Source organism: Thermocrinis ruber, assembly GCF_000512735.1.
GTDB lineage: Bacteria > Aquificota > Aquificia > Aquificales > Aquificaceae > Thermocrinis > Thermocrinis ruber.
Genome location: NZ_CP007028.1, coordinates 197,630 through 221,761 on the forward strand (window position 1 = coordinate 197,630; position 24,132 = coordinate 221,761).

Annotated in this window: 22 protein-coding genes; 9 read left to right on the top strand and 13 right to left on the bottom strand. The window is 46.2% G+C overall.

From position 1 onward, the window contains the following. Window positions 1-13 precede the first annotated feature (13 nt). From gatA to THERU_RS01110, 4 genes are read left to right on the top strand one after another with little or no spacing between them, the layout of a single operon-like run. Complete coding sequence (gatA, locus tag THERU_RS01095; protein ID WP_025305439.1) at window positions 14-1,453, top strand: Asp-tRNA(Asn)/Glu-tRNA(Gln) amidotransferase subunit GatA; 1,440 nt, start codon at window positions 14-16, stop codon at window positions 1,451-1,453. Next, window positions 1,450-2,019 carry a tRNA (adenosine(37)-N6)-threonylcarbamoyltransferase complex dimerization subunit type 1 TsaB gene (locus tag THERU_RS01100; RefSeq protein ID WP_025305440.1) on the top strand — a complete coding sequence of 190 codons (570 nt, stop codon included), beginning with the start codon at window positions 1,450-1,452 and terminating at the stop codon, window positions 2,017-2,019. Before gatA ends, THERU_RS01100 begins: the two co-directional genes overlap by 4 nt. A gap of 4 nt (window positions 2,020-2,023) precedes the next feature. Beyond that, window positions 2,024-3,673, top strand: a complete 1,650-nt coding sequence (locus THERU_RS01105; protein ID WP_025305441.1) for an ATP-binding protein — start codon at window positions 2,024-2,026, stop codon at window positions 3,671-3,673. Further along, entirely contained in the window at window positions 3,645-4,844 is a 1,200-nt protein-coding gene (locus tag THERU_RS01110) for an N-acetylmuramoyl-L-alanine amidase (RefSeq protein ID WP_025305442.1), read from the top strand. The genes THERU_RS01105 and THERU_RS01110 overlap by 29 nt, the downstream gene beginning before the upstream one ends. Here the strand turns inward: THERU_RS01110 and THERU_RS01115 are convergent. Continuing rightward, on the bottom strand, window positions 4,795-5,454 hold the full coding sequence (locus THERU_RS01115) for a 7-carboxy-7-deazaguanine synthase QueE (protein WP_025305443.1): 660 nt from the start codon (window positions 5,452-5,454) through the stop codon (window positions 4,795-4,797). The genes THERU_RS01110 and THERU_RS01115 overlap by 50 nt on opposite strands. Continuing rightward, on the bottom strand, window positions 5,418-7,673 hold the full coding sequence (infB, locus tag THERU_RS01120) for a translation initiation factor IF-2 (protein WP_025305444.1): 2,256 nt from the start codon (window positions 7,671-7,673) through the stop codon (window positions 5,418-5,420). The genes THERU_RS01115 and infB overlap by 37 nt, the downstream gene beginning before the upstream one ends. Window positions 7,674-7,920: 247 nt before the next feature. Between infB and THERU_RS01125 the strand changes: the two genes are divergently transcribed. Next, window positions 7,921-8,595, top strand: a complete 675-nt coding sequence (locus THERU_RS01125; RefSeq protein WP_245565830.1) for a YqiA/YcfP family alpha/beta fold hydrolase — start codon at window positions 7,921-7,923, stop codon at window positions 8,593-8,595. Window positions 8,596-8,611: 16 nt separating this feature from the next. Continuing rightward, complete coding sequence (hemL, locus tag THERU_RS01130) at window positions 8,612-9,886, top strand: glutamate-1-semialdehyde 2,1-aminomutase (RefSeq protein WP_025305445.1); 1,275 nt, start codon at window positions 8,612-8,614, stop codon at window positions 9,884-9,886. On the opposite strand, the gene THERU_RS01135 is transcribed toward hemL, so the two are convergent. Genes THERU_RS01135 through gmk form a run of 4 tightly spaced genes read right to left on the bottom strand, consistent with a single transcriptional unit; the run spans window position 9,878 to window position 12,771 of the window. Beyond that, a complete protein-coding gene (locus THERU_RS01135; RefSeq protein ID WP_025305446.1) occupies window positions 9,878-11,527 on the bottom strand; it encodes a lytic transglycosylase domain-containing protein in 1,650 nt (549 codons plus the stop codon). The genes hemL and THERU_RS01135 overlap by 9 nt on opposite strands. Continuing rightward, window positions 11,515-11,919 (bottom strand): hypothetical protein, encoded by a 405-nt coding sequence (locus THERU_RS01140; protein ID WP_025305447.1) that lies wholly within the window; start codon window positions 11,917-11,919, stop codon window positions 11,515-11,517. The genes THERU_RS01135 and THERU_RS01140 overlap by 13 nt, the downstream gene beginning before the upstream one ends. After that, window positions 11,916-12,137 (bottom strand): DNA-directed RNA polymerase subunit omega, encoded by a 222-nt coding sequence (gene rpoZ, locus THERU_RS01145; protein ID WP_025305448.1) that lies wholly within the window; start codon window positions 12,135-12,137, stop codon window positions 11,916-11,918. Before rpoZ ends, THERU_RS01140 begins: the two co-directional genes overlap by 4 nt. Next, entirely contained in the window at window positions 12,121-12,771 is a 651-nt protein-coding gene (gene gmk, locus THERU_RS01150) for a guanylate kinase (RefSeq protein WP_038531968.1), read from the bottom strand. Before gmk ends, rpoZ begins: the two co-directional genes overlap by 17 nt. Before the next feature lie 184 nt (window positions 12,772-12,955). On the opposite strand from gmk, the gene THERU_RS01155 reads away from it, so the two are divergent. After that, window positions 12,956-13,813, top strand: a complete 858-nt coding sequence (locus THERU_RS01155; protein WP_025305450.1) for a hypothetical protein — start codon at window positions 12,956-12,958, stop codon at window positions 13,811-13,813. Here the strand turns inward: THERU_RS01155 and THERU_RS01160 are convergent. From THERU_RS01160 to THERU_RS01180, 5 genes are read right to left on the bottom strand one after another with little or no spacing between them, the layout of a single operon-like run. Further along, entirely contained in the window at window positions 13,776-14,948 is a 1,173-nt protein-coding gene (locus THERU_RS01160; RefSeq protein ID WP_025305451.1) for a type III PLP-dependent enzyme, read from the bottom strand. The genes THERU_RS01155 and THERU_RS01160 overlap by 38 nt on opposite strands. A gap of 19 nt (window positions 14,949-14,967) precedes the next feature. Next, the gene (gene mrdA / locus THERU_RS01165; protein WP_025305452.1) at window positions 14,968-16,740 is read right to left on the bottom strand and encodes a penicillin-binding protein 2; all 1,773 of its coding nucleotides are present in this window, start codon (window positions 16,738-16,740) and stop codon (window positions 14,968-14,970) included. Continuing rightward, window positions 16,730-17,173, bottom strand: a complete 444-nt coding sequence (gene mreD / locus THERU_RS01170; RefSeq protein ID WP_025305453.1) for a rod shape-determining protein MreD — start codon at window positions 17,171-17,173, stop codon at window positions 16,730-16,732. The genes mrdA and mreD overlap by 11 nt, the downstream gene beginning before the upstream one ends. Next, complete coding sequence (locus THERU_RS01175) at window positions 17,173-17,934, bottom strand: rod shape-determining protein MreC (RefSeq protein ID WP_169727083.1); 762 nt, start codon at window positions 17,932-17,934, stop codon at window positions 17,173-17,175. Before THERU_RS01175 ends, mreD begins: the two co-directional genes overlap by 1 nt. Window positions 17,935-17,942: 8 nt before the next feature. After that, entirely contained in the window at window positions 17,943-18,974 is a 1,032-nt protein-coding gene (locus THERU_RS01180) for a rod shape-determining protein (RefSeq protein WP_025305455.1), read from the bottom strand. Between the two features lie 28 nt (window positions 18,975-19,002). Between THERU_RS01180 and THERU_RS01185 the strand changes: the two genes are divergently transcribed. Then, window positions 19,003-20,715, top strand: a complete 1,713-nt coding sequence (locus THERU_RS01185) for a proline--tRNA ligase (protein WP_025305456.1) — start codon at window positions 19,003-19,005, stop codon at window positions 20,713-20,715. Continuing rightward, complete coding sequence (dprA, locus tag THERU_RS01190) at window positions 20,712-21,782, top strand: DNA-processing protein DprA (protein ID WP_025305457.1); 1,071 nt, start codon at window positions 20,712-20,714, stop codon at window positions 21,780-21,782. Before THERU_RS01185 ends, dprA begins: the two co-directional genes overlap by 4 nt. On the opposite strand, the gene THERU_RS01195 is transcribed toward dprA, so the two are convergent. Together THERU_RS01195 and trpB are read right to left on the bottom strand one after the other, a co-directional pair. Further along, complete coding sequence (locus THERU_RS01195) at window positions 21,717-22,931, bottom strand: ComEC/Rec2 family competence protein (protein ID WP_025305458.1); 1,215 nt, start codon at window positions 22,929-22,931, stop codon at window positions 21,717-21,719. The two genes, dprA and THERU_RS01195, sit on opposite strands and share 66 nt — an antisense overlap. Next, complete coding sequence (gene trpB / locus THERU_RS01200; protein WP_025305459.1) at window positions 22,921-24,111, bottom strand: tryptophan synthase subunit beta; 1,191 nt, start codon at window positions 24,109-24,111, stop codon at window positions 22,921-22,923. Before trpB ends, THERU_RS01195 begins: the two co-directional genes overlap by 11 nt. Window positions 24,112-24,132: the final 21 nt, after the last annotated feature.

Below are 24,132 nucleotides of genomic sequence, written 5' to 3' on the forward strand. Positions count from 1 at the left end.
AAAATACATGTAAATGCTTTGGCAAAAACCTGTCTTTGAACTGCTTGAACTTTTGAAAAGAAAGGAGGTCAAACCCTCCGAGGTAGTTCAAGCCTTTTACGAGAGGTTCTATCAGACAGAAGAAAAGGTCAGAGCGTACATCACACCCACCTACGAACAAGCCCTACAGCAAGCCAAGGAGTTGGAAGGAAAAAACCCAGAAGACTATCCCCTTTACGGCATCCCCATAGCCATAAAGGACAACATAAACGTGGAGGGCTATCCTACCACCTGTGCGTCAAAGATTTTGGAGAACTACATCTCTCCCTACGATGCCACTGTGATAGAAAGGCTAAAGAAAGCGGGTGTCCTCATTGTGGGAAAGACCAACATGGATGAGTTTGCCATGGGCTCTTCTACTGAATACTCTGCCTTCTTCCCCACTAAAAACCCTTGGGATTTGGAAAGGGTTCCCGGAGGTTCCTCTGGTGGCTCTGCAGTAGCGGTGGCGGTTTTGTCTGCTCCCCTGTCCCTTGGCTCGGACACGGGAGGTTCCATCAGACAGCCTGCCAGTTTCTGCGGTGTAATAGGGCTAAAGCCCACCTACGGGAGGGTATCTCGGTATGGGCTTGTAGCCTTTGCCTCCTCCTTGGACCAGATAGGTCCCTTTGGAAGGAGAACAAAGGATGTAGCCCTTCTGATGGAGGTTATCAGCGGGTATGACCCAAAGGACTCTACCAGTGCTAAGGTGGATGTGCCCAAGTTCAGCGAGGAGTTGGAAAGGGAGGTCAAAGGTTTAAAGATCGGCATTCCTAAAGAGTTCTTTGAGTTTGAAATGGAGGAAGGTGTTAAAGAGTGCTTTGATAACTTTGTAAAATTCTTTGAAGGGCTTGGCTTTGAAGTAGAGGAGATCTCTTTGCCCCACAGCAAGTATGCCATACCTACCTACTACATAATAGCACCCTGTGAAGCAAGTTCCAACCTGGCTCGTTACGATGGAGTGCGATATGGTTATAGGGCAAGGGCTAAGGATATAAACGAGATGTATGCAAAAACTCGGGACGAGGGCTTTGGTCCAGAGGTAAAAAGGAGAATTCTTTTGGGCACCTTTGCCCTCTCCACTGGATACTATGAAGCCTACTACCTGAAAGCCATGAAGGTTAGGGCACTTATAAAGAGGGATTTTGAGGAGGCTTTCAAAAAAGTAGATGTGATCGCATGCCCCACCTCTCCAAGCACCGCCTTTAAGTTTGGAGAGAGAACTCAGGACCCCATAAAGATGTATTTGGCGGACATCTTTACAGTGAGCGTCAATTTGGCAGGACTGCCAGCCATCTCAGTGCCAATAGGAAGGGTAAATAACCTGCCGGTGGGCGGACAGCTCATAGGTAAACCTTTTGACGAATCTACCCTCTTAAAGCTCTCTTACCTCTGGGAGCACCACTATAAACACTACCAAGAAATTCCTCTATGAGGCTTCTCTCCATAGACACCTCCTTTTCCTTTTTTAATCTATCTGTGGTGGAAGATGGCAAAATATCAATGCTATACTACGAGGATAGCAAAAAGAAGAGCTTGGAGCTTTTGCCCACCCTTTTAAACAAACTGGACATAAAACCCGAGGATTTTGACGCCTTTTCCCTCTCGGTGGGCGTTGGCTATACTACCCCCTTGAGGATAGGCATAACCTTTTTAAAGACCATAGCCTTTTTGACCCAAAAGCCTTTGTACACCTATGAAAATTTGGAGCTGATGCTCAGGTATGTGCCTGTGCCAGCACCAAAGATTGCCCTTTTGAGGGTGAGCAGTCATATCATCTACAGGGTTCAAAATCAAAAGGGCATAGGTCCCATAAAGCGCTGGAAAGGGGAACCTTTGGAGGGCACCACCATTGCCCTCAGAAGCCACTCTATAGACTTTGCGGACCTACAGCTTGATTTTTTCCCTTTTTCCGCCTACGGTGGGCTACTTTCTTATGAAAGGTTAAAGGCTGGAGAGCCCGGGGTGGACCTTTTTAGCTTGGAGCCGTGTTATATTTAATGGGATGAGGGTAGGGATAGTTCTCGGTACCACACCCATAACTCCCTTGGAGTTTTGGGTGGGGGTAGAAAAAGATAATTTGGTCCAGTTGGACGATGTGCTCTACGCGGAAACTCAGCTTGCCAACGGACAGAAGGTAAAATTCTACGGAGTGGTGCAGGAGGTTCAAAAGTTTTTAGAGGGTGCCCAGTGGGTCTATGACGCCCACTTGGCTATACAGGGAGTGATACCGGTAAACATAGCATACATAGCAAAGGTAGCTATCACAAGAGTTGAGCCGGAGTTCTTTGTGCCACCTTCTCCGGGAGATCCCGTTTATTTTGCGGAGGGTGAGGAGCTTGAAAAGGCTCTGTACTACGACCAGATGAAGGTAAAGATCCCCGCAGGACTCACCCGCTCCGGACAGGTGGTTTACATCAACTATCACTTTTTGGACGGTACAGAGGGTGCCCATGTATCTATATCTGGTATGTCTGGCGTAGCAACAAAAACCTCCTATGCCCTCTTTTTACTCTACTCCATATTCAACAAGGTGCAAGACCAGAGGATAAAAGGGATTATCTTCAACGTGAAGGGCAAAGACCTTCTTTGGTTGGATAAGAAAAACAAAAACCTTTCCCCCGAGGACGAAAAAGCCCTAAAAAAGTTGGGTTTGAAGGCGGAGCCTTTCAAAGAAGTAAAGTTCTACGTGCCACCCTATGAAGGAAATCCAACGATCCCAGATGCAGAACGTCAGGATGAAAAGGTTGTTCCCTTCTTTTGGAGCATAAGGGAGTTTGCAGAGGAGGGGCTGATTAGGTTCATGTTTGTAGAAGAGGACGAATCAAAGTCTCAAGTGCCTTACCTTGTGGAGAGAGTAGCCAACAAGCTGTACTATCTGGCAAAGAACAGCCCGGAGGGGAGGCTTCTTGATGATCACGCGCAGGACATAGAATCCCTTGAGGACCTGGAGGAGAGGTTTAGCGAAGCTATAGAGCAGGCGGAAGGAAAGGAGAGAAGTCTGTTCAGGGAATGGTTCGGAGATGCATCCTTGCAAACTGCCAGAGCATTTCTACGCAGGTTCTCAAGGGCGAGCAGGCACATAAAAAGGTTCATCCAGCCAAACATGTCAAGCCCTATAAACTGGGAAGAAAACAGGCTCTCTGTGATAGACATAAGCGGGCTTCATCACATAGCCCAGATGTTTGTGGTGGGCGCAGTGCTAAAAAGGCTCTTTGAAGAAAAAGAAAAGAGGTCCAACCCATACCCTAAAGTTTTTGTTCTTTTGGACGAACTTAATAAATACGCACCGAAGGAAGGCTGGAGCCCCATAAAGGATGTGATCTTGGACATTGCAGAAAGGGGGAGAAGTTTGGGAGTGATACTGATCGGTGCCCAACAGACCGCCAGCGAAATAGAGAAGAGAATACTGGCAAACTCCGCCATAAAGGTAGTAGGGCGGATGGACAGTAGCGAACTACTCAGCAAAGAGTATGAATTTTTGGTGGGAAACTTTCGCCAGAGGGCTCTTATGCTAAAAAAGGGCACCATGATCCTTTACCAGCCCGACATACCCTCTCCGTTGATGTTAAAGTTTCCCAAGCCTCCCTGGGCAACCAGAAGGCAAGAGGTAGAGGAGGAGATTCATGTTCCTGAGGATTTTAATAACTTTTAGCCTTTTGGTTTGGTTCTCCTTTGGCGTGCAAGTATCATACAGAGAAGGAAACTATCCGGACAAACAACGCATAGTTTTGCAGTTTGAAAGAGGTGTAGAATACAGAGTTCTGCTTTTGGACAATCCAAAGCGCATTGTGTTGGATGTCATGGAGAAGGTAGAGGTTCCCAAAAACATAAAGGCAAGGGTAGGACATCATCCTTGGGGCACTCGTTTTGTTTTTGATATGGATTATTCCGAGGTAAAAGCCTTTTCTTTGGAAGCACCCTTTAGGATAGTGCTGGATATTTATAAGGCAACCACGAGCCCACCACAGGAGGACACCCTCCTTGCTATACTTGACCCCACTGTCCTAAAGATTATAGCTTACCTAGAGGTTAAAGGGGAAAAGGAAAAGGTGATCTCTGAAAGAAGTAAAGATCAGGTGATCACTCAAAAGCGGGTGGTGGTTTTAGATGCGGGACACGGTGGACACGACCCCGGTGCGATAGGCTTTGAAGGGATAAAGGAAAAAGATATAAACCTTGCCATAGTGCTTAAACTGGCAAAGCTCCTTGAGGAGGATGGAAGGTTCAAGGTTGTGCTTACCAGAAGGGATGACAGATTTGTGCCACTCCAGGAGAGGGCAAACATAGCCCTTCGCAACAGGGCAGACCTCTTTGTTAGCATTCACGCCAACGCCTCACCAAAGGGCATTTCAGAACACGCCAAGGGCACTTATCTGTTTGCCATATCCTCCGAGGCTGCCCAAAGGAAAAAGCACGCAATAGTTAATAACGATCAGTATGCCCAGTTAGCCCTTGGCACTGCGGATATACCTTACAACGTGAGAAGGGTGATGGCGGACTTGGCGATGGACGTAACGCTGTACGACAGCGTTCAGTTTGGCAATTTGGTTGCCAGAAATCTAAAAAAATACTTAGACAGGCATGTGGAGTTTAAAGGTATTCAGAGGGCTGGCTTTGCGGTTTTGAAAACTCCTGGCATACCCTCCCTTTTAGTGGAGGTGGGCTTTATAACAAACCCCCAAGAAGCCCTCTTGATGGCGCAGGAAGATTTCCAATATAACTTCGCAAAAGCCCTATACTCCGCCATAGTAGAATACTTCTTCCCCGGTAGCGTCAAGGAAGCCCGAGGAGCTTATGAAGCTGAGGCAAAACTCTCACACTAAAACCAAGCTCAGAGAGATCCCTCTGAAGTTCAAGGGCCTTCTTAAAAAAGACAGCCTTATTCCCTTCCGGCTGAAGGACAACCTTACCTTCCTCAAGGAAATTCCTAAACTGAGCCTTCAGCAGAACTTCTATGCTTAATACATCATCCACCACAAACTTTAGCTCTTTGGCATTTTGCAAGATTTTGGGATGGACAAACCAGTGGGCAGACCACTTGGGAGAGCATGTTATATGAAGGTTTTCCAACTTTTCCAAACCTTCCTGCCAAAGGGTGCCGTTGGTCTCAATCTGCACAGAGTAACCTCTTTGCACAAGCTCTTTAACCAGCGTAGCCAGCCCTTCCTGGGCAAAGGGCTCACCGCCCGTGATGACCACATGCCTTATCTTATACTCAGAGACCTTATCCAGAATTTGTTCCACCTCAAAGCTTGTACCACCCTCAGAGAAGGAGAGGGCCGAAGGTTGGTCGCACCAAGGACATCTAAGGTTGCAACCCTGAAGTCTGATAAAGACAGCGGGCAGTCCTATCAGCAGACCCTCTCCCTGTATGGAGGGATATATTTCATTTACCTTCAGAGCGATGGTTTCTCTAACTTGACCTCGTAGCATTCTATTATATCACCCACCTTTACGTCGTTGTAATCTTTGAGCTTTACACCGCATTCAAAGCCCCTTGCAACCTCTTGCACATCCTCCTTGAACCTCTTTAGGCTCTCTATCTTACCCGTGTATATTACCACGCCGTCTCTTATTAGCCTGGCGTTGGCGTTGCGTACAATCTTACCATCCAACACATAGCATCCAGCCACTGTGCCCACACCTTTGATCTTAAAGGTAGCCCTAACTTCCGCAGAGCCCAACACCACTTCCTTTTGGACTGGTTTTAGCAGACCCCTGAGAGCGTTCTTAACATCTTCTATGGCTTCGTATATGATGCTGTACAGTTTTATATCTACCTTTTCTCTCTCTGCGGCTTCTTTTGCCTTTAGGTCTGGGCGTGTGTTGAAGCCTATTATGATGGCTTGGCTTGCCTTTGCAAGCATTACATCGTTTTCTGTGATACCACCCACCGCACCGTGAAGGATCCTTACGGACACCTCCGGTGTAGAGAGCTCTGTCAGAGCTTTTTTTAGGGCTTCCAAAGAGCCTATCGTGTCGGTTTTCAAAATGAGCCTGAGTTCATTTAGCTCTCCCTCCTCTATTTTCTTAAACACATCCTCTAACATGAGGCCCCTTGAAAGCTTCTCTTGCTGTTCTTTCTTCTGCTTCCTAATCTCTGCGATTTGCCTTGCCTTTTTCTCGTCTTCCACCACTATAAAGGTGTCTCCCGCCATGGGCAGTTCCTCAAAGCCAAGAACCTCCACTGGTGTAGAAGGTCCAGCGGAGTTTAACTTTCTGCCCTTGTCGTCAAACATAGCCCTTATTTTGCCGTAGGTGGTGCCAGCTACCACAGGGTCTCCAACCTTTAAGGTTCCCTCCTGCACGATAAGGGTAGCGACAGGGCCCCTTTGCTTGTCCAACTTTGATTCTATAACTGTTCCCTTGGCGGGACCTTCTACCCTCGCCTTGAGTTCCAAAATCTCTGCCAAAAGGAGGATATACTCCAACAGGGTTTCCACATTCTGTCCTGTCTTGGCAGATACATCCACAAAGATTGTGTCTCCACCCCACTCCTCTGGGATAAGCCCCAGCTCTGATAGCTCCCTTCTGACCCTCTGCGGGTCAGCACCGGGCTTGTCTATCTTATTGACCGCCACTATGATGGGAACATTGAAAGCCCTTGCGTGGTTTATTGCCTCCACCGTTTGGGGCATAACTCCATCATCAGCAGCCACCACCAAAACCGCAATGTCCGTTATCTGTGCACCCCTTGCCCTAAGAGATGTAAAGGCTTCGTGTCCGGGAGTATCCAAAAAGGTGATCTTCCTACCATCTGGCAACTGGACCACAGAGGCACCTATATGCTGGGTTATTCCACCCTTTTCCCTCTCTGCTACGTTGGTCTTTCTTATAGTGTCCAGAAGGGTGGTTTTTCCATGGTCCACGTGCCCCATTACCACCACTATGGGAGGTCTTGGCAGTTTTTCCCAATGGTCTGGGATCTCTTCCTCTAAGGTTTCTTCTTCTTCTTTTTTGATCTCTGCCAAAAAGCCCAAAGCTTCTGCCACCTGGAGGGCAACCTCTGAGGGCACCGTTTGATTTATGGTAGCAAGAACACCCCTCTTCAAAAGCTCCGCCATAACCACATTAGGTGGGACTCTCAAAAGCTCTGCCAGTTCCCTAACTGTAACGATTTCGGGTATTTGGACGATCTTTATTTCCTCTTCCTGCTCCTCCTTCTTTTGCTTCTTTTCAATCTGCTTTTCTAACTTTTTCAAAATCTGCTCTTCTTCTTTTTGGGCTTTCTTTTCTTCCCTGACTTCCACCTTTTGTGTTGGTGGTGGGCTTGGTGGCTTTGGTGCTGGCTGGGCTACCGCCTGAGGCACAGGCTTTGGTTTATGCACAGGTTTTTCTTCTTTTTTGGGCAAAGGTCTTTCTTCCCTTTTGAAGGTTTCCTTTCTTCTTTCCCCCTCCTTTACCTTCTGTGGAGGTTTCTCTTCTTTTATAGGTTCTTTCTCTTGAACACTTTCAACCTTTTCTTCTTTCTTTTCTTCTTTTATTTCTTGCGTTGTTTCTTTGCCAAAGTGGTCCAGCACTATTTGGATCTCTTCTTCCTCAAGGTAGGCAAAGTTGCTCTTTTCTATGCCCCACTCCTTTAGTACTTCTTGCACATCCTTTACCCTTACACCAAGCTTTTTGGCTAAATCTTGCAGTCTAACTTTCCCCATAACCTTATATATTCTAAGCCAAAAAAGCCTGATGGGTATGCCCAATGTTTAATAATCGTCCCCAAAGGCACCACTGCGATGGCTAACCATAGTCCCCAAGCTTTGCAGGTATTTCACCTCTGAAAGCCCAAATACCTTCTTTTTCTTACCATCAGACCTCAGAAACTACTGCTATCAGGACTCCCTCACGGGCAAAAAGCTTTATCGCCATAAAATTTTAAGCTTATGTGCGTTAAACTATTTCCTTATGTTCATCTACGAAAGGACGCATCCTGATGTGCTCCTCATACATCTTCATGGTTTTGCTAGCAATGTGAAAAGTTCAAAGGTCCTGGCCCTGAGGGATTTTGCCTTGAAAAGCGGTAGGTTTTCCCTCTTTGCCATGGATATGGACTACCAGCACACCACCACTACCAGGACCTTGGAGGTTTTGGATGCCCTAATAAGGGGCTTTTGCCAGAAGTTCAAAAGCTTGGTGCTCTCCGGAAGTTCTCACGGCGCCTACGTGATTTTGAACTATCTTAGGTTCTATCCTTCTCAGTGCATTAACAAAGCTCTTTTGTTTGCCCCCTCTTACTCTACTCTGAAACTAACCCTGGAAGAGGTAGGACACGAGTTAGCAAAGGCTTGGCTGGAGGGTAAAGAAGAGCTCTCCTTTACCGAGTGTGAGACAGGGCTTGAGCTGACTATCCACAGGGAGTTTGCCCGGGATATTTTAGAAAAGGGCTACGAGCTTTTGGAAGGGGATAGGGTTAATTTCCCTACAGAGCCACCGGTGGATTTGGTAATTGTTCATGGCACAAGGGATGAGGTGGTTCCCGTTGAACATTCAAGAATTTTTGTCAGTAAAGTGAAAGTAAAGGACTACAAAGAGGTGGATGAGATGATGATCATAGACTTAGTGGAACCTTTAAAACATTGATGGAGGAGCTTTTGCTATGACCAATAGGGAGCTTTTTGAACGCGCAAAGAAGCTCATGCCCGGGGGTGTTAGCTCTCCCGTTAGGGCTTTTAAGGCGGTGGGCGGAGAGCCCATAATAGCTACCAAAGGAGAGGGCAGTAGAATATGGGATGTAGAGGGCAAGGAATACATAGACTTTTTAATGTCTTGGGGTCCCCTTATCTTGGGACACTCCCATCCGAGGGTAGTCCGAGCCCTTGAGGAGCAGGCAAAGAAAGGACTTTCTTACGGCATCACAAACCCCCATGAGATCACCTTAGCGGAGCTTGTGATCTCTGCTATGCCTTCAGTGGAGATGGTCAGGTTTGTGTCCTCGGGCACCGAGGCTACCATGTCTGCCATAAGGTTGGCAAGGGGCTACACGGGCAGAAAGTACATAGTCAAGTTTGAGGGTTGCTATCATGGGCATTACGATGGGTTGTTGGTAAGCGCAGGTTCTGGAGTTGCCACCTTAGGAATTCCAGGTACACCTGGGGTACCAGAAGAGATCGCAAACCTCACCATAGTTTTACCTTACAACGATGTGGATGCCCTAAAAGAGGCCTTTGAAAGATACGGACAGGATATAGCTTGTGTGATCGTAGAACCAGTGGCGGGCAACATGGGAACTGTCCTTCCAAAGGATGGCTTTTTGCAAGCTTTGAGAGAAATTACAAGACAATACTCCTCCCTTCTTATCTTTGATGAGGTTATAACCAACTTTAGAGTCTCTAAGGGTGGAGCCCAAGAGCTCTATTCAGTGGAGCCAGACCTCACATGCATGGGAAAGGTCCTTGGTGGAGGTATGCCCTTGGGTGCTTACGGGGGCAAAAGGGAGATAATGGAAAAGGTTGCACCGGAGGGTCCTGTTTATCAGGCGGGGACCTTGTCGGGCAATCCTATGGCTATGGTGGCGGGCATAGCTACACTTTCTGAACTCTTTGAGAAGAACCCTTATGAGTACTTAGATGAGATCACCCAAACCCTTTGCGAAGGTATTAGCAAAATCCTAAAGGATAAGGGAATACCCCACACCATAAACAGGGTAGCTTCTATGCTGACGGTCTTCTTCACAGACCAAGAGGTGTATGACTACAGGACCGCAAAAAGCTCAGACCTTGGACTATTTGCCAAGTTCTTTAGGGCATTGCTCAAAGAGGGCGTTCTCATTCCACCCTCTCAGTTTGAGGCATGGTTTTTGAGCACCGCCCACACAAAGGAAGACATAGAAGAAGCCCTAAACCGCATAGAGAGGGCGGTTAGCTTAATTTAGGGCTCTGTATATGTAATAGTTTTCTAGCACACGCTTTACATAGTTTCTTGTTTCGCTTATGGGAATGGTCTCTATGAACACATAAGGGTCCGCGTGCTGGATAAAGCCTCTAACTCGGTTTGGTCCTGCGTTGTAGCTGGCTATTGCCCTAACCCAATCCCCATTCCAAAGCTCTATAATTTCCTTTAGGTATGCGGTGCCCAAGAGTATGTTTTCCCTTGGAGAAAAGACATTGTTGGGAATTCTGTACCTTTGGGAAACTTCCCTTGCGGTAAAGTCCATTAGTTGCATAAGTCCCTTTGCACCGCTGGGAGATATAGCCAATGGGTCAAATAAGCTCTCCTGCCTCATAACCGCCCATATAAGATTTTTATCCACACCAAAGGTTTTGTAAGCTTCCTCCACGAACTCCCTGTAGGGTGTAGGGTAGGCTACGTACTGGTATATATCAGACCTAATGCCAAACCTCCTAACCGCCAGCCTTATGGCTAAGAAAGGGTCAAACTTTTGAATGGCAATGATGTCCGATGTGGTAAATTTGTCTATGTTTCTGAAAGCCTCCAAACGGGCATAATGCAAAAAGCCCGCTTCTGTTATGCTTCTTATGATGCTTGCCATGGAGGTTTCCTCTGCACTGGCAAAAAATGCCTTTAACCCTCTGGTAGCTACCGGTTCTCCCAGTTGCACCTTTGCCATCGTTGAATAAAATCCTGTACCCTTTGATGCCTTCAAAAGATGCTCTCCCGCTTTTTGAAAATTTCCCAACTTTTCGTAGCTTTTGTAAAGCCAAAAGTGTGCCTGTGCCTTTTCTTCCTCCGAAGAAGATAGGTTCAAAGCCTTCTGAAAGGCATCAACTGCCCTCTGGTAGTCCTCCAGTATGAAAAGAACCAGCCCTGATTGAAAGTGCTTTTGATAGCCCTCTTCCATCATAGAAAACCACTCCAAAGCCTTTTGATAATTTTCCCTGTACAAAGAGAGCCGACCTGCGTAAAATAGGGCTTGATTGTATTCTTCATAGCCTTTAAGCCTAAGAAGGGCTCTTTTGAACTCCTCCTCGGATACATTAAAAACTACCTTTACATACCTTAAGGTTCCTTCCCTACCGTCGCAGTTTTTGAGCACTTCCATGGCCTCTTTGTACAGTCTCAATCTTTCATAAGCCTCTCCCAAAAGGGAGCAAGCTTTGGGTATGTCCTGCAATAGGTTTATAGCTTCTCTGTATTGTCTTCTTTTTATAAGCTCTTGTCCAACCTTTAACTTTTCCTCCTCAGTTAGAAAAACCTCCGGTATGTAATCCTTGAAGAGGTGTGGAAGGTTCAACAGGGCGGTTTTTTTATCTAGGTTCATAGCCCTCCAGAGGTGGGCGTATCTTTCCACATAGTCAAACTTCAAAGCTCTGGGATTGATCTCCTTCAAAAGCTCCTCAGCCCTCCTTAATTCTCCCCTCCGGTAGTATTCCTCCGCCAGCAAAAGCCTCATATCATCCACAAAAACTGCGTTGGGATAGTCCCTCAAAAGCCTTTCACCCAGGGCTAAATCCCGTTTTTGTAAAAACTCAGACAAAAGGGCATACTCCTGAGGAAGTTGGGAAAAGGCAAAGGAAAACAGCACAAAAATCAGAAAAAGTGCTATACGATCCACGAGATAATTAGGTATATAAGTATAGCAAAGACAAAGTTTATGGCAATGAGGCTTGGGATTGCCCTGAACTTACCTTTTCTGTATTGGAAAAAGTAGATGTATGCAAAGTTCAGTACCATAAGAGCAAAGAGAAAAAGCTTTAGGTGAAAGAGGAAGTTGGAGGAAAAGTCCTTCCTGTAGCCATGCCAGAGCCCAACGCCTGTGATGAAAAGAACGAGTATAGACAGCCACACACCCAAAAAGAACCTTCCGTATAGATTTTGGACAAGGTTCTGCTTTGGACCCTCTGGCAAGCTTTTAAGGGATGGTCTAAGAAAGAGCAATGTGTACGCCATCCCACCCACCCAAAGGGTGGCAAAAAACAGATGCAAAAAGAGAAGGCTTTTTATCATGGTTCTAAATTAACCTTTTTTACCTGAACCTTACCTTCTGCCAGTTCCTCTATAGCGTAAAAGGTTTTCTTTATGAGTTCCTTCTTTACCTTGTCCCTGACAAATATATCATCTCCCTCCTTAAGTAACTGTTCAACCCTTTTTGCTGCAGCATGCACCAGCTCATACCTACTGCTTACATGCTTTAGGGCACCCTCTATGTTAGGTCTTCTGCTCATGGCTTACCTCCGTGCATTCTTTTTCCAAGAGCTTTATTATTTTATCATCTTTGACGAACTTTGAAACATTCGCCAAGAAGTTCTTGGAAGTATATCTTGAAGACAGAATGATATTTTTGAGAGTTTCTACCGTTTCATCCAAAAATTCATTTACCACTATGTAGTCAAAGTGTTTTGCACAGGAGATTTCCCACTCCGCAGTGCGTAAGCGCTCTTGAAGATTTTCGTGTCCGTATCCCCTGGTTAAAAGCCTCCTTCTAAGCTCCTCAATGGATGGAGGAAGCAAGAACACGAGCACGCTGTCTGGGAAGTTTCTCTTTATGGTCATAGCACCCTGCACGTCAATAACCAAAAGAGAGTCATAACCTTCCTCTTCGTTTTTTAAAACCTGATCCTTTGGCGTTCCGTAATAGTTGCCATACACCTTTGCGTATTCCAAAAACATACCCTCCCTTATACCCTTCTCAAACTCTTCCACTGTAAGAAAGATGTAATCAACACCCTCCACTTCACCCTCTCTTTTCGGTCTGGTGGTTGCGGTAATCACACGCCTTATGTCCTCCACGTTCTTTATGATGAAGTTTGCCACCGTAGTTTTCCCTGTTCCCGAGGGTGCAGAAAGGACAAAGAGCATGGAAAAAATTATAAACTAGCTGAAGAAGCTATAAGTGGTATAACCCTGAAGGCTGTCCGCAAGCCTTCCAATACACGAACTATTTATTATGCGATTATCTTACAGGCTTTGTCTGAAGGAGAGGATCTTTCAGCCTTTCTGAATTTCTCACCTAAGGTCCTTTTTACTTTAAAATACCTTATCAATGAATTACGCGCCTCAAATATTGAACTACTTGGGAAGCGTAAGCACTGTTTCAGAGGTTTTCTTGGCACCGAATGCTTCTCCCGTGGAAAGGAGGGAGGGCAAACTGATAAAATTTATGCCTGTAGTCCTTACTAGCGAAGATATAAGAGACACCTTGGTGGCGCTGAAAAGCCACGCATCTGGCTCGCTGGGTCCCTTGGGAAAAGAAGGTTCTTTTTCTTTTGGTATACACAAGAGCGGACGTTTTAGGGTTACATACATGACCCAACGGGGCAGTTATGTAATATCCATAATCAAAACACCCTTTGAAGTACCAACTATAGAAGAGCTTTGCCAAGATCCATCCTATGTAATAAAGGAGATAAACCAAATAGTAGGAGACCTATCTGGCAGATGTGTGGTTATAACGGGCAAAGATCATATAAAAGCTTCCATGTTTGCTTACTCTTTACTACAGCATGTTAGCATCAACTTTTCAAAGGTAATTTACATATTGGAAGAGCCTCTGAACTACCTTTTAAAGCATGGGAACTCTTTAGTTATACAGAGGGAGATAGGCACAGATGTGGAAACTTTGCAAGAAGGACTTGGAGACGCCATGCTAATAAAACCTAATATCCTCTATATAGGCTATACAGAGCGTTTTGATGAGAGGGAGATAGGAGAAATAGTTAGAATTCTGGAAAGTGGGACGCTGGTATTCGTAAACATACCATACATAAACCAACAAAAGCTAATTTATGACCTTAAGGACTTGGTATCCTTCACAGAAAGAATAATAATGTTAGAAGAGGAAAAAGAGGTCATAAAGGTTTCCTTTAGGGAAATACAACTTCGGGAGTGGGAAAACCATTGAAGGGTGCTGCGTATACGGTTGTGTATGCCCCAGCGGAGAGGATGTATAAGAAATCTCCCACCTCTGGCTCCGGAAGTGCTACATTCCTTGCCACCACATCCATACTATCGCAGGATACACCGCCTATGGTCCATTCTTTTAGCTCACCTTCTCTGTCCAGGTAAAAGGCATACCTTATACCTCCCAAAGCTTCTGCAAGACCGTTGAACACGCCCGTGTCTATGTAAAGCCATAGATCCTCTCCTCTCTTTGCCTTCCCTATGACCCTGCATACCATGATACCCTGGTCTCCTACTATGCCCCTGCCCGGTTCCATTTGGAGCTCGTAGGGCAATATAGGGAAGAACTTCTGAAGTAGCCCCTTTACATAGTATGCTATATCCTCTATGCTTAGGGCTTCGTAGCTGTACCTGACTGGTATCCCCCCGCCAATGTTCAACATCTGGAGCCTTAGACCTCTCTGCTTTGCCTTTTCCCAAAGCTCTGCTGCGGTTTTTATGCCTATAAACCAGTTTCTAAAGTTGTTGCACTGAGAACCCACATGGAAGGTTATGCCGTAAGGTATTAGCCTTTTTTCTCTTGCGTATTCCAAGATGTCCAAAGCGGTATCTAAGTCCACACCAAACTTTTTGGAAAGAGGCCAGTCGCTTCCTTCGTTGGGCACAACAATTCTAACATACACCTTTGCCCTGCTTGCTGAGGCTGATACTTTATCCACCTCTGTAAAGGAATCTACTGCAAACCGGTCTACTCCCTTTTTGTAAGCGTACTCTATGAACTCGGGAGGCTTAACCGGATTGCTTGATATAATCCTGTTTGGGCTTACACCCACACTAAGCACCTTGTTTAGCTCTTCCGTGGAAGCCACTTCAAAGCCTGCCCCAAGCTCAGCAAGAGCCCTTATGATCCTTTCATGGTCGTTTGCCTTTACCGCATAATACACATTGAAGTTGGGAAAGTGATACTTAAGTTCTATGTATCTACCCTTTATTCCCTCCAGGTCCATAAGCAGAAGAGGAGTTTTTTCAGGCTTCAGGTAAGGTAGGAGGTAGTCCTTGCCTTCAATGAAAGAAAGAAAGCTCTTCTTTGCAAATTCAAACTGCACGCTCTTGTGGTCTAAAAGGGTCTCCGCCATAATGGACAAAAATATAACCTCACATCAGTTCCTTGTGTATGCCTTCTATGTATATTCTCTCTATCACCTTTCTTGCTATGGGTGCAGCTACAGACCCTCCAGATCCTCCATGCTCCACCAAAACGCCTACCACAAAGAGGGGATTTCTGTATGGGGCAAAGCAAACGAACCATGCGTGGTCCCTGAGTTTGTAAGGAAGGTTCTTCCTTCTTGCGCTTATAGAAGCTACCTGGGCGGTGCCTGTCTTTCCGGCGATCTCTGCAATAGGAGAGTTGGCCATAGTACCTGTTCCAGACCTAACCACATCCCTCATAGCTTCCTTGACAAGGGCAAAGTGTTCAAGGGGTGCTTTTATGACCTTATAGACGCTTTTTTTATTCTTCCAAACTACTCGCCCTTCTGGGTCCCTAACCTCTTTAACCAAGAAGGGCTTATAAATAACTCCATCGTTTGCTATACCCATCACCATCAGGCACTGTTGAAGGAGGGTTGCCTTTAGGTACCCTTGACCTATGGACATATTGATTGTATCTCCCCCATACCATGGTTCCTTTTTGACCTTTCTTTTCCACTCGGGATTGGGCATTATACCCCGTGCGTTTGGCAGTTCAAAGGGCACGCTTTCTCCAAAGGAAAAGTTCCTAAGTATAGCTTCCATCTTTCTTGGTCCAAGCCTGTTGTAGCAAAAGCTATAAAAATAAACGTCGCAAGAGTCTCGTATGGCAGTGCGCATGTTCTCCCAGCCGTGTCCGCTTCTTAGCCAGCAGTAAAAATCCCTGTTGCCAAGGGAAAACTTTCCTCTGCAGAAGACCCCCTCCTTTGGGCTCACTCCATCCTGCAAAAGTCCAATTGCCAAACCAACCTTTATGACAGAACCTGGTGGATAGAAGGCGTTCAATGCCCTGTTAAAAAGAGGGTTCATAGGGTCCTTTTGATAATCTTCCCACTTATCGTATATTAGGTTTGGGTCGTAGGAAGGATAGCTCATCAAGGCTAAGACCTCTCCCGTGTCCGCCCTTAAAACTATTATGGCGCCCGCCTTATGCCCAGAGGCTTTAAAAACATCAAAAACGATCTTCTGAATTCGGCTATCTATTGTAAGAACCAAACTGTTGCCTTTCTTGGGTGCAGTTTCCTTGTAGGTTCCTATAATCTTTCCCACCGCGTTGACGATTAGCTCCTCCGTGCCAACCCAACCAAGAAGCTGTTCATCAAAAACCCTCTCCAAACCCTGCCTTCCCACCAAACTCTGAAAGGATATTCTTTCCTTGTATTTCTCCATGTGTTCCTGTGTTGGATAACCCACATAACCCAAAAAGTGGGCACACTCTTCTCCAAAGGGATAAAACCTTTTTGGAAGCATGTTTATGAAAACACCCGGCAGGCGGTAGCTGTTGTTATAAAACTTGTCCAACTCTTCCTGACGTTCCAACTTTTTTAAGAGTATAGGTTCAACGCTTCTTTTTTTGCTTTGCAAAAACTCATAAGACAGTTTTATGCCAAAAAGCTCATCAAGGTTTTTAAGGGTTTTTTCTAAAGTGCTTTTCTCCTCTATTAACTGAGGGTCCAAAAATAGGGCGTATTCGGGTATGTCGTAGGCTAACTTTACACCGTTTCTGTCAAGGATGTCTCCCCTTTGGGCGTAGACCACCCTTCGCCTTATGTAGTTTCTCTTTGCCAAGTTTTTGTAATACTCTCCTTTAAAGATCTGTAAGTAAAAAAGCCTAAAGACTAAAGCCAAGTAAAGGAAAACAGAGAGTAATAGCACCAGCAGGAAGTTCCTACGTCTCATTTTTCAGCAATTTCTTCCCAAAATAATAACCCACCGCCAACTCCACAAGGAACCCAATTAAAAGAGGGGTGGGCTCCAAAGGATAGTAGAATTTGGACCTAAAGAGCAAAAGTCTGTAGGCGTGTTCCAAAAGGGCTACTATCAAGTAGGCAACCATGAGGGAGGGAAGAGTTTCTATAAAGAACTTTCTCTTTATAAAGCTAAGCACAAACAGGGCTAAGAGCTTACCCGAGGCGTGCCACCCCAGAGTGTCCAATAGCACATCCAGGAGAAATCCCCCTATGAAGCCCTTTGTGTAATTTGTGGGACCTCTGACGCTTGAAAGGAAGAGAAGAGATAGAAGGAGGTCTGGCACAAACAGGTAGCTTCCAAAAATTCCAACCAATACCGAGCTTTGAAGAAAAAGAACCAAAGCCAAAAGCAAATAAAACATCAAAGCCTTCTCCTCAACACCAGCACAAAATCAACCCTTCTAACATCTCCATAAGGTTTTACCTCAACCCTTTTGAAAAACTGTTCTCCTGAAGGATAGACTTCATAAACCTCCCCTATTTCAAGGGGAGGGAGTCTAAGGCTTCTCAGAAAAACTTTTTCCCCTTTTTTTAGTTCATCCTCTTGGGCTACATGCAACAGGCTACCCTTTGGGAACCCACCTCTGTATATGTAGTTTTTTCCACCCGCGGTGGCGCTCACGTGGAGGTTATCAGACCAAACAGTCCTGACCCTTGAAGTGCCCGCATAAACCTGATCCACAATGCCCAAGAACACGTTTCTATGGGCTACCACAAAACCCTCTTCAAGCCCATCCCTCTTTCCCTTATCAAGTAACATAAACTCATCCCTTCCTGAAGGATCGTAGGCGACCACTCCCGCAAGGGTGTATTCAACAGTGGGAGGCTCTTCCATTAATCCTTTCAACTGCAAAAGCTCACGCTTACAACCTTCAAGCTCGCTGACCTTTAGACTAAGTGCGTTGACCTCCTCCACCAACTTCCTGTTTCTTTTTTGAGTATCCACTAAAAACACGTAAGTATTAACAAGATCTTGAACTCTTCTTGTGGTCTGAGCCTTGAACTCCATCACAGGCATTAAAAGTCTGTTTATAAGACTTACGAAGGGAGAAAGCAAAGGATAAGAAGACAGATTAAACAAATAGGCAAACACGCTGAGCAGAAAGAGAAAAAAATAAAACAACCGCTCTTTCATTCCATGGATACTCGCCTTATTAGATGGATCTTATCAAGTATGGAGCCCACACCCCTGGCCACTGCGGTTATAGGGTCCTCGCAGTATCTGGTTATTATTCCAGTTTCTCTGTGTATCCTTACGTCCAAATTCCTGAGGAGGGAGCCACCTCCTGCCAAGGTAATGCCTCTTTCTGCAATATCTGAGGCAAGCTCTGGTGGTGTTCTTTCAAGGGTAGCCTTTATGGCGTTTATTATAGCACTGATCACATCTTCCAAAGCCTGCGTAATCTCCCTGTTTGTTATGGTTATGGTCTTTGGAAGCCCGGTTATATCTCTACCTTTTATTTCCATAACCCTCTCTTCCTCTTCCTCCACTGCACTTCCAAGTTCTATTTTTATCCTCTCTGCGGTTTGTTCCCCAATCAATATGTGGTGCTTTTTCTTAATGTAGTTGGCGACTGCCTCCGTCATCTCGTCCCCCGCCACCCGGATGGAGGTGGACACCACTATGCCCGCCAGGGATATTACCGCTATCTCTGTGGTACCCCCTCCAATATCCACGATCATATTTCCAACAGGCTCGTCTATTGGAAGACCGGCACCTATGGCCGCTGCCATGGGTTCCGCTATCAAATATACCTCCCTTGCTCCCGCGCTCTTTGCAGCATCTATAACTGCCCTCTTTTCCACCTGTGTGACGCCCGAGGGTACACCTATCACCACCCTTGGCTTTGGTTTGAGTATGCCACCGCCTACTACTTTGTTAATAAAGTAAGAGAGCATTATTCTTGTTGCCTCAAAATCCGTTATCACTCCATCTCTGAGTGGTCTTATGGTTTGTATTGTCTCAGGAGTTTTTCCAAGCATTTCTTTAGCTTCCTTTCCAACTGCTATGACTTTTCCAGTTTTCACGTCCACTGCCACTATGGAGGGTTCAGAAAGAACAACCCCTTTGCCCTCCACGTAGATAACCGTGTTGGCGGTGCCAAGGTCTACGCCTATGTTGTTGGAAAAAAGACCAAAAAGTTTTAGTATTCTGCTTAGCATGGGATGGATATTTTAAAATAACTTCCCTATGCGATGGAGTAAATACTTTTGGTATACGCTAAAGGAAGAGCCGGCAGATGCGGAGGCAATCTCCCACAAACTACTGCTAAAGGGTGGATTTTTGTCTCAGGTTGCCTCCGGCATTTACGAATACACGCCACCTGCCCTCAAGGTTCTAAGAAAGATAGAAAACATAGTCCGAAAGGAGATGGACAGGAGCGGAGCCCAAGAGGTGCTTTTGAGCGTTCTGAATCCCTTTGAGCTTTGGAAGGAAACTGGAAGGTGGGATTTGTATGGCAGGGAGCTTTTTAAACTGCAGGACAGACACGGAAGGGAATACTGCCTTGGACCTACCCACGAGGAGGAGATCACAGACCTCTTTAGGAGGTTCATAAACTCCTACAAAGCATTGCCTCTGATCTTGTATCAAATACAGGTAAAGTTCAGGGACGAGAAAAGACCACGCTTTGGCTTGATCAGGTCAAGGGAATTTTTGATGAAGGACGCTTATTCTTTTGACGAAGATGAGTTCTCCGCTATGATCTCCTATGAATCTATGAAGTTTGCCTACGAGAGGATCTTTAAAAAACTCAAACTGAACACCCTCTTGGTGGAGGCAAGCGTGGGTGCTATTGGGGGGAAGATGTCCCATGAGTTTGTAATCCTTACCGATTACGGAGAGGCAAAGGTAGCCTTTTGTGAAAACTGTGGATACTCCGCCAACGCAGAGATTGTGCCCCTCCCAAAGCACAGAGAAGAGACAGAGGAAGAAAAGCCCATGGAAAAGGTCTATACGCCCAACACCACCACCATTGCCATGCTTTCCGATTACCTAAAGGTGCCCGCTTACAAGATTCTGAAGGCACTCCTTTACGTAAAAGGGAACGGAGAAAGGGTAATGGTTCTCATAAGGGGAGACAGGGAGGTGGATGAGAAAAAGCTTGAAGCTCTTTTTGGCACGGAGGATTTTCGCTTGGCTTCCGAGGAAGAAATAAAGCAATGGCTTGGCACCACAAAGGGCTTTGTGGGTCCCTTCAACCTGCCGGAGGATATAAAGGTCCTTTGGGACAACTCCACCTATGGCGTAAAGAACATGGTGGTAGCTCTAAACGAGCCCGATTACCATTACATAAACGTAAATCCCGGAAGAGACATCCAATACGGAGAGTTTGTGGATGTTTGCGAGGTGGAAGAAGGAGACCCATGTCCCAAGTGTGGTGGGTCTCTTAGAGTAGGGAAGGCCCTTGAGCTTGGACACATATTCCTTTTGGGAACAAGATACTCAGAACCTATGAAAGCCCTGATAAAGGACCGCTTTGGTCAGGAAAAGCCGGTGGTTATGGGATGTTATGGCATTGGTATATCCCGATGCCTTTCTGCCATAGTGGAGCAGTATCACGACGAGAAGGGGATAAAGTTTCCTACGGTGGTGGCACCCTTTGAACTAAACATCATCTGCGTCAATACCTCCGACGAGACCCAAAGGTCTGTGGCGGAAGGACTTTATATCAAGGCTATGGAGATGGGCTTGGATGTTATCTATGACGATAGGGACGAGAGCCCAGGCTTTAAGTTTGCGGACGCAGAACTCTGCGGATTTCCTTACATTTTGGTAGTAGGGAAAAAGGCAAAGGATGGAAAGGTGGAGCTATGGAAAAGACACACCGGAGAGAGAATAGACCTTGCGGTGGAGGATGCCCTACCTTATGTTAAAGAGCTCATAGAAAAGGATAAACAGTGAAGGAAAGCCTCTACTGGTGGCTTGCACTAAAATCTGTTGTAGGACTTGGAGAAAGGAGTATAAAAAAGCTCTATCAAACTTTCAAAGACCCAAGGTTTGTTTTTGAGGCGGACCGGTTGGAACTTAAAGCCCTTGTGGGTGATGCAAAGACGCAGGCAATAAAGGAAAAGAAGTTCAGCTTTGAACCGGAAGAAGTTATAAAAGTTGTGGAGAGGGAGGGAATAAACTGTGTATGCCTTTCGGACCCTCAATATCCCCTGAGGCTAAAGGAAATTGAGGACCCACCGCCCGTGTTATTTTACAGGGGAGAGCTAAAAACGGTGAGCAGCTTTGGTGTGGTTGGCACACGCAACCCAGACAGCTACAGCGTAAGATACACAAAGGAATTGGTGGAATTTTTGGTAGGCAAGGGCTACGCCATAGTTTCAGGGGGAGCCAAGGGTATAGACGCCTACTCCCACAAGTTTTGCATAGAAGCAGGTGGCTATACCCTCTGCCTTTTAGGAATGGGCATCCTTGAGGTGCCCCAAAGGATGCAGGACTTTATCCTCAGAAGCGGTGTTCTCCTGTCGGAGCTCTTACCTTGGGAAAAGGCAGACAAGCATACCTTTCCAAGGAGGAACAGGCTCATAAGTGGCATCTCTGAGGGTGTTTTTGTGGTAGAAGCGGGGGAGAACTCGGGCGCCCTCATAACAGCTTACTACGCCAAAGAGCAAAACAGACCCGTTTATGTGCATGTGGGCTATGGCATAAGCGAAAGGTGGGAGGGTTGCATAAAATTGGTCAATGAGGGCGTCGCTAAGCTGGTGGGAAGGGTTGAAAAGTTTGGCTTAAAGGAGGAGGTCCAAGAGGAGGACCCACTGCTTATAGCTTTAAACACTCCAAAGACCCTCAGCGAACTTTCCCAACTTTTAGGTATGGATGAAAGGGAACTCCACCAAAAGCTGGGCTTTTATGAACTGGAGGGTCTCATCACCCGAAGCGGAAGCTACTACATCAAGCTAAAACAGGAATGGGACGAATACCAAACCCACCAACAACTTTTCCCATCCTTTGAGGAAATATGACAAGACCGCCCCCAAACTTAGGCTGAGGACAGCCTCCCAAAGGCTAAAGTTGAAAAATAGCATGGGTGCAAAGTTTGAGAAAAACATCACGGAGGCGTTTATAAACCTTCCCATCACCTCCAAAGGAAAAGCTGGTAGAGAAAAGAAGGTCAGCATATCCAGAAAGCCATAAAAGGTAAAGGCTAAGAAGGGAACAGAAAGTAGTGGAGTTAGCAGAATGCTAAAAGGTGCGGAAAAGGAAAAGAGGGAAAGGATGGGCATGGTTCCCAAAAAGGCAAAGAAGGACACCCAAAAGGAAAGAAAAACCACATCCCTTCTGGGAGGTTCCCGGAGTGAAAGCAAAATATAAAGGGTTGCACAGAAGGAGAGCCAAAAGGAGTATGAACTTACATACTCAGGAAAGAAAAGAAGTATTACGCCACCGGATACAAACAGAATACCCAAAAGGTTTGGTCTTTCTCCATACAAAAGCAGGAGGATGGACGCAAGGATCATAAGGTAAGCCCTGAGAACGGGAGGCTCGGAGGGAACCAAAAGGAGGGCATAAAAGCTAACACCCAAAAGGGCAAACCAAAGCCCAAGCCGGTAGGGAGCCAAAAATCTGAGCATAAGTGCCAAAAGGCTAAGATGCCCACCGGAGACCACCAAAAGATGCACAAGTCCTGTAGTCAAAAAGGCAGATTGAACCCTCATGGGAACAACGCCCTGATCTTCTCCCAAAAAGTATGCCAAGGCTAAAGCCCTGACCTCTTGGTCCTTTATCTTATCTTCCAGACGCTTGGCAAGGCGATCCCTCAGGGAGGGCAGAACATTTGCAAAGGATACATCTTTGTATGTAGCACTAATAAAAACCCTTCCTTCCCTCACTCTGACCTTTCCGTAAACCTCCAAGTATTTAGATGGCACATCCTCCGCCCCATAGACCTTCAAAAATGCAGTCTTCTCGTAAATTTCTGGAAAGTCCCCACCCAAAACCTTTACCCGGGCAGAAAAGCCATTATCTGAAGTTTCTCCCACACCCTCCACCCTAAGGAGTAGCCTACCCTCTCCCAGATCTTCCTCATAAAGGTATGGGTCATGAGAGCGCGGAACAGCAAGGATCAAAGACAGCAAGAAGAAAAGTATAGGAAATAAAAGTTCAAACCTCACCGCCTAAATGCTTCATAACCGTTTCCATATCCTTGTCTCCCCTGCCGGAGAGGTTAAAGATCACTATGTCATCCTTGCTTAACTTGCTGGCTATCTCTACCACCTTCAGGACCGCATGGGCTGGCTCCAAGGCAGGGATGATCCCCTCGAGCCTTGAGAGGAGCTTAAAGCCCTCCAGAGCCTCTTGGTCTGTGGCATAAACATACTCTGCCCTTCCGATCTCAAATAGGTACGCATGCTCTGGACCTACCCCTGGGTAGTCAAGACCTGCAGAGATAGAGTGGGTGGTTAAAATCTGCCCCTCTTCATCTTGCAAAAAGAAGGACTTCATTCCGTGCAAAATTCCCACCCGCCCTGCGTTGATGGATGCAGAATGCTTGCCCGTCTCAAGCCCAAGACCACCCGCCTCCACACCCACAAGCCTAACCCCCTCATCCTCCACGAAGGGATAAAAAATTCCCATCGCATTGGAGCCACCGCCTACACATGCAACCACCGCCTTGGGCAGTTTACCCTCCTTTTCCAAAATCTGCTCCCTTGCCTCTTTACCTATTACACTCTGAAAGTCTCTGACCATCATGGGAAAGGGATGGGGTCCCACCACGGAGCCTATTATGTAATGGGTGGTCTCCACATTGGCAACCCAATCCCTAAGGGCTTCGTTTATGGCATCTTTTAGTGTCCTGCTTCCACTCTTTACTATCCTCACCTCCGCACCCAAGAGCTTCATTCTAAACACATTCAACCTCTGCCTTTGGGCATCCTCCTCTCCCATATACACCACGCATTCAAGACCAAGCAGAGCACAGGCAGTGGCAGTAGCCACCCCATGCTGACCCGCACCAGTTTCTGCGATTATTCTGTTCTTTCCCATCCTCTTGGCAAGCAGAGCCTGTCCAAGGGTGTTGTTGATCTTGTGGGCACCCGTATGCAAGAGGTCTTCCCTCTTTATGTATATCTTTGCCCCTCCCGCATACTCGGTCAGGTTCTTGGCAAAGTAAAGGGGTGTAGGTCTGCCCGCAAACTCCCTGAGGTAATACTCAAACTCCTGCCAAAAGCTCGGGTCCTCTTTAGCCTTTTGGTATTCTTCCTCAAGTTCCTCTAAAGCGTACATCAAAGTCTCCGGCACAAATCTTCCACCAAAGCTTCCAAAGTATCCCCTTTCGTTTGGCACCTTCATAGCAAGGCTAATTATAAGGTA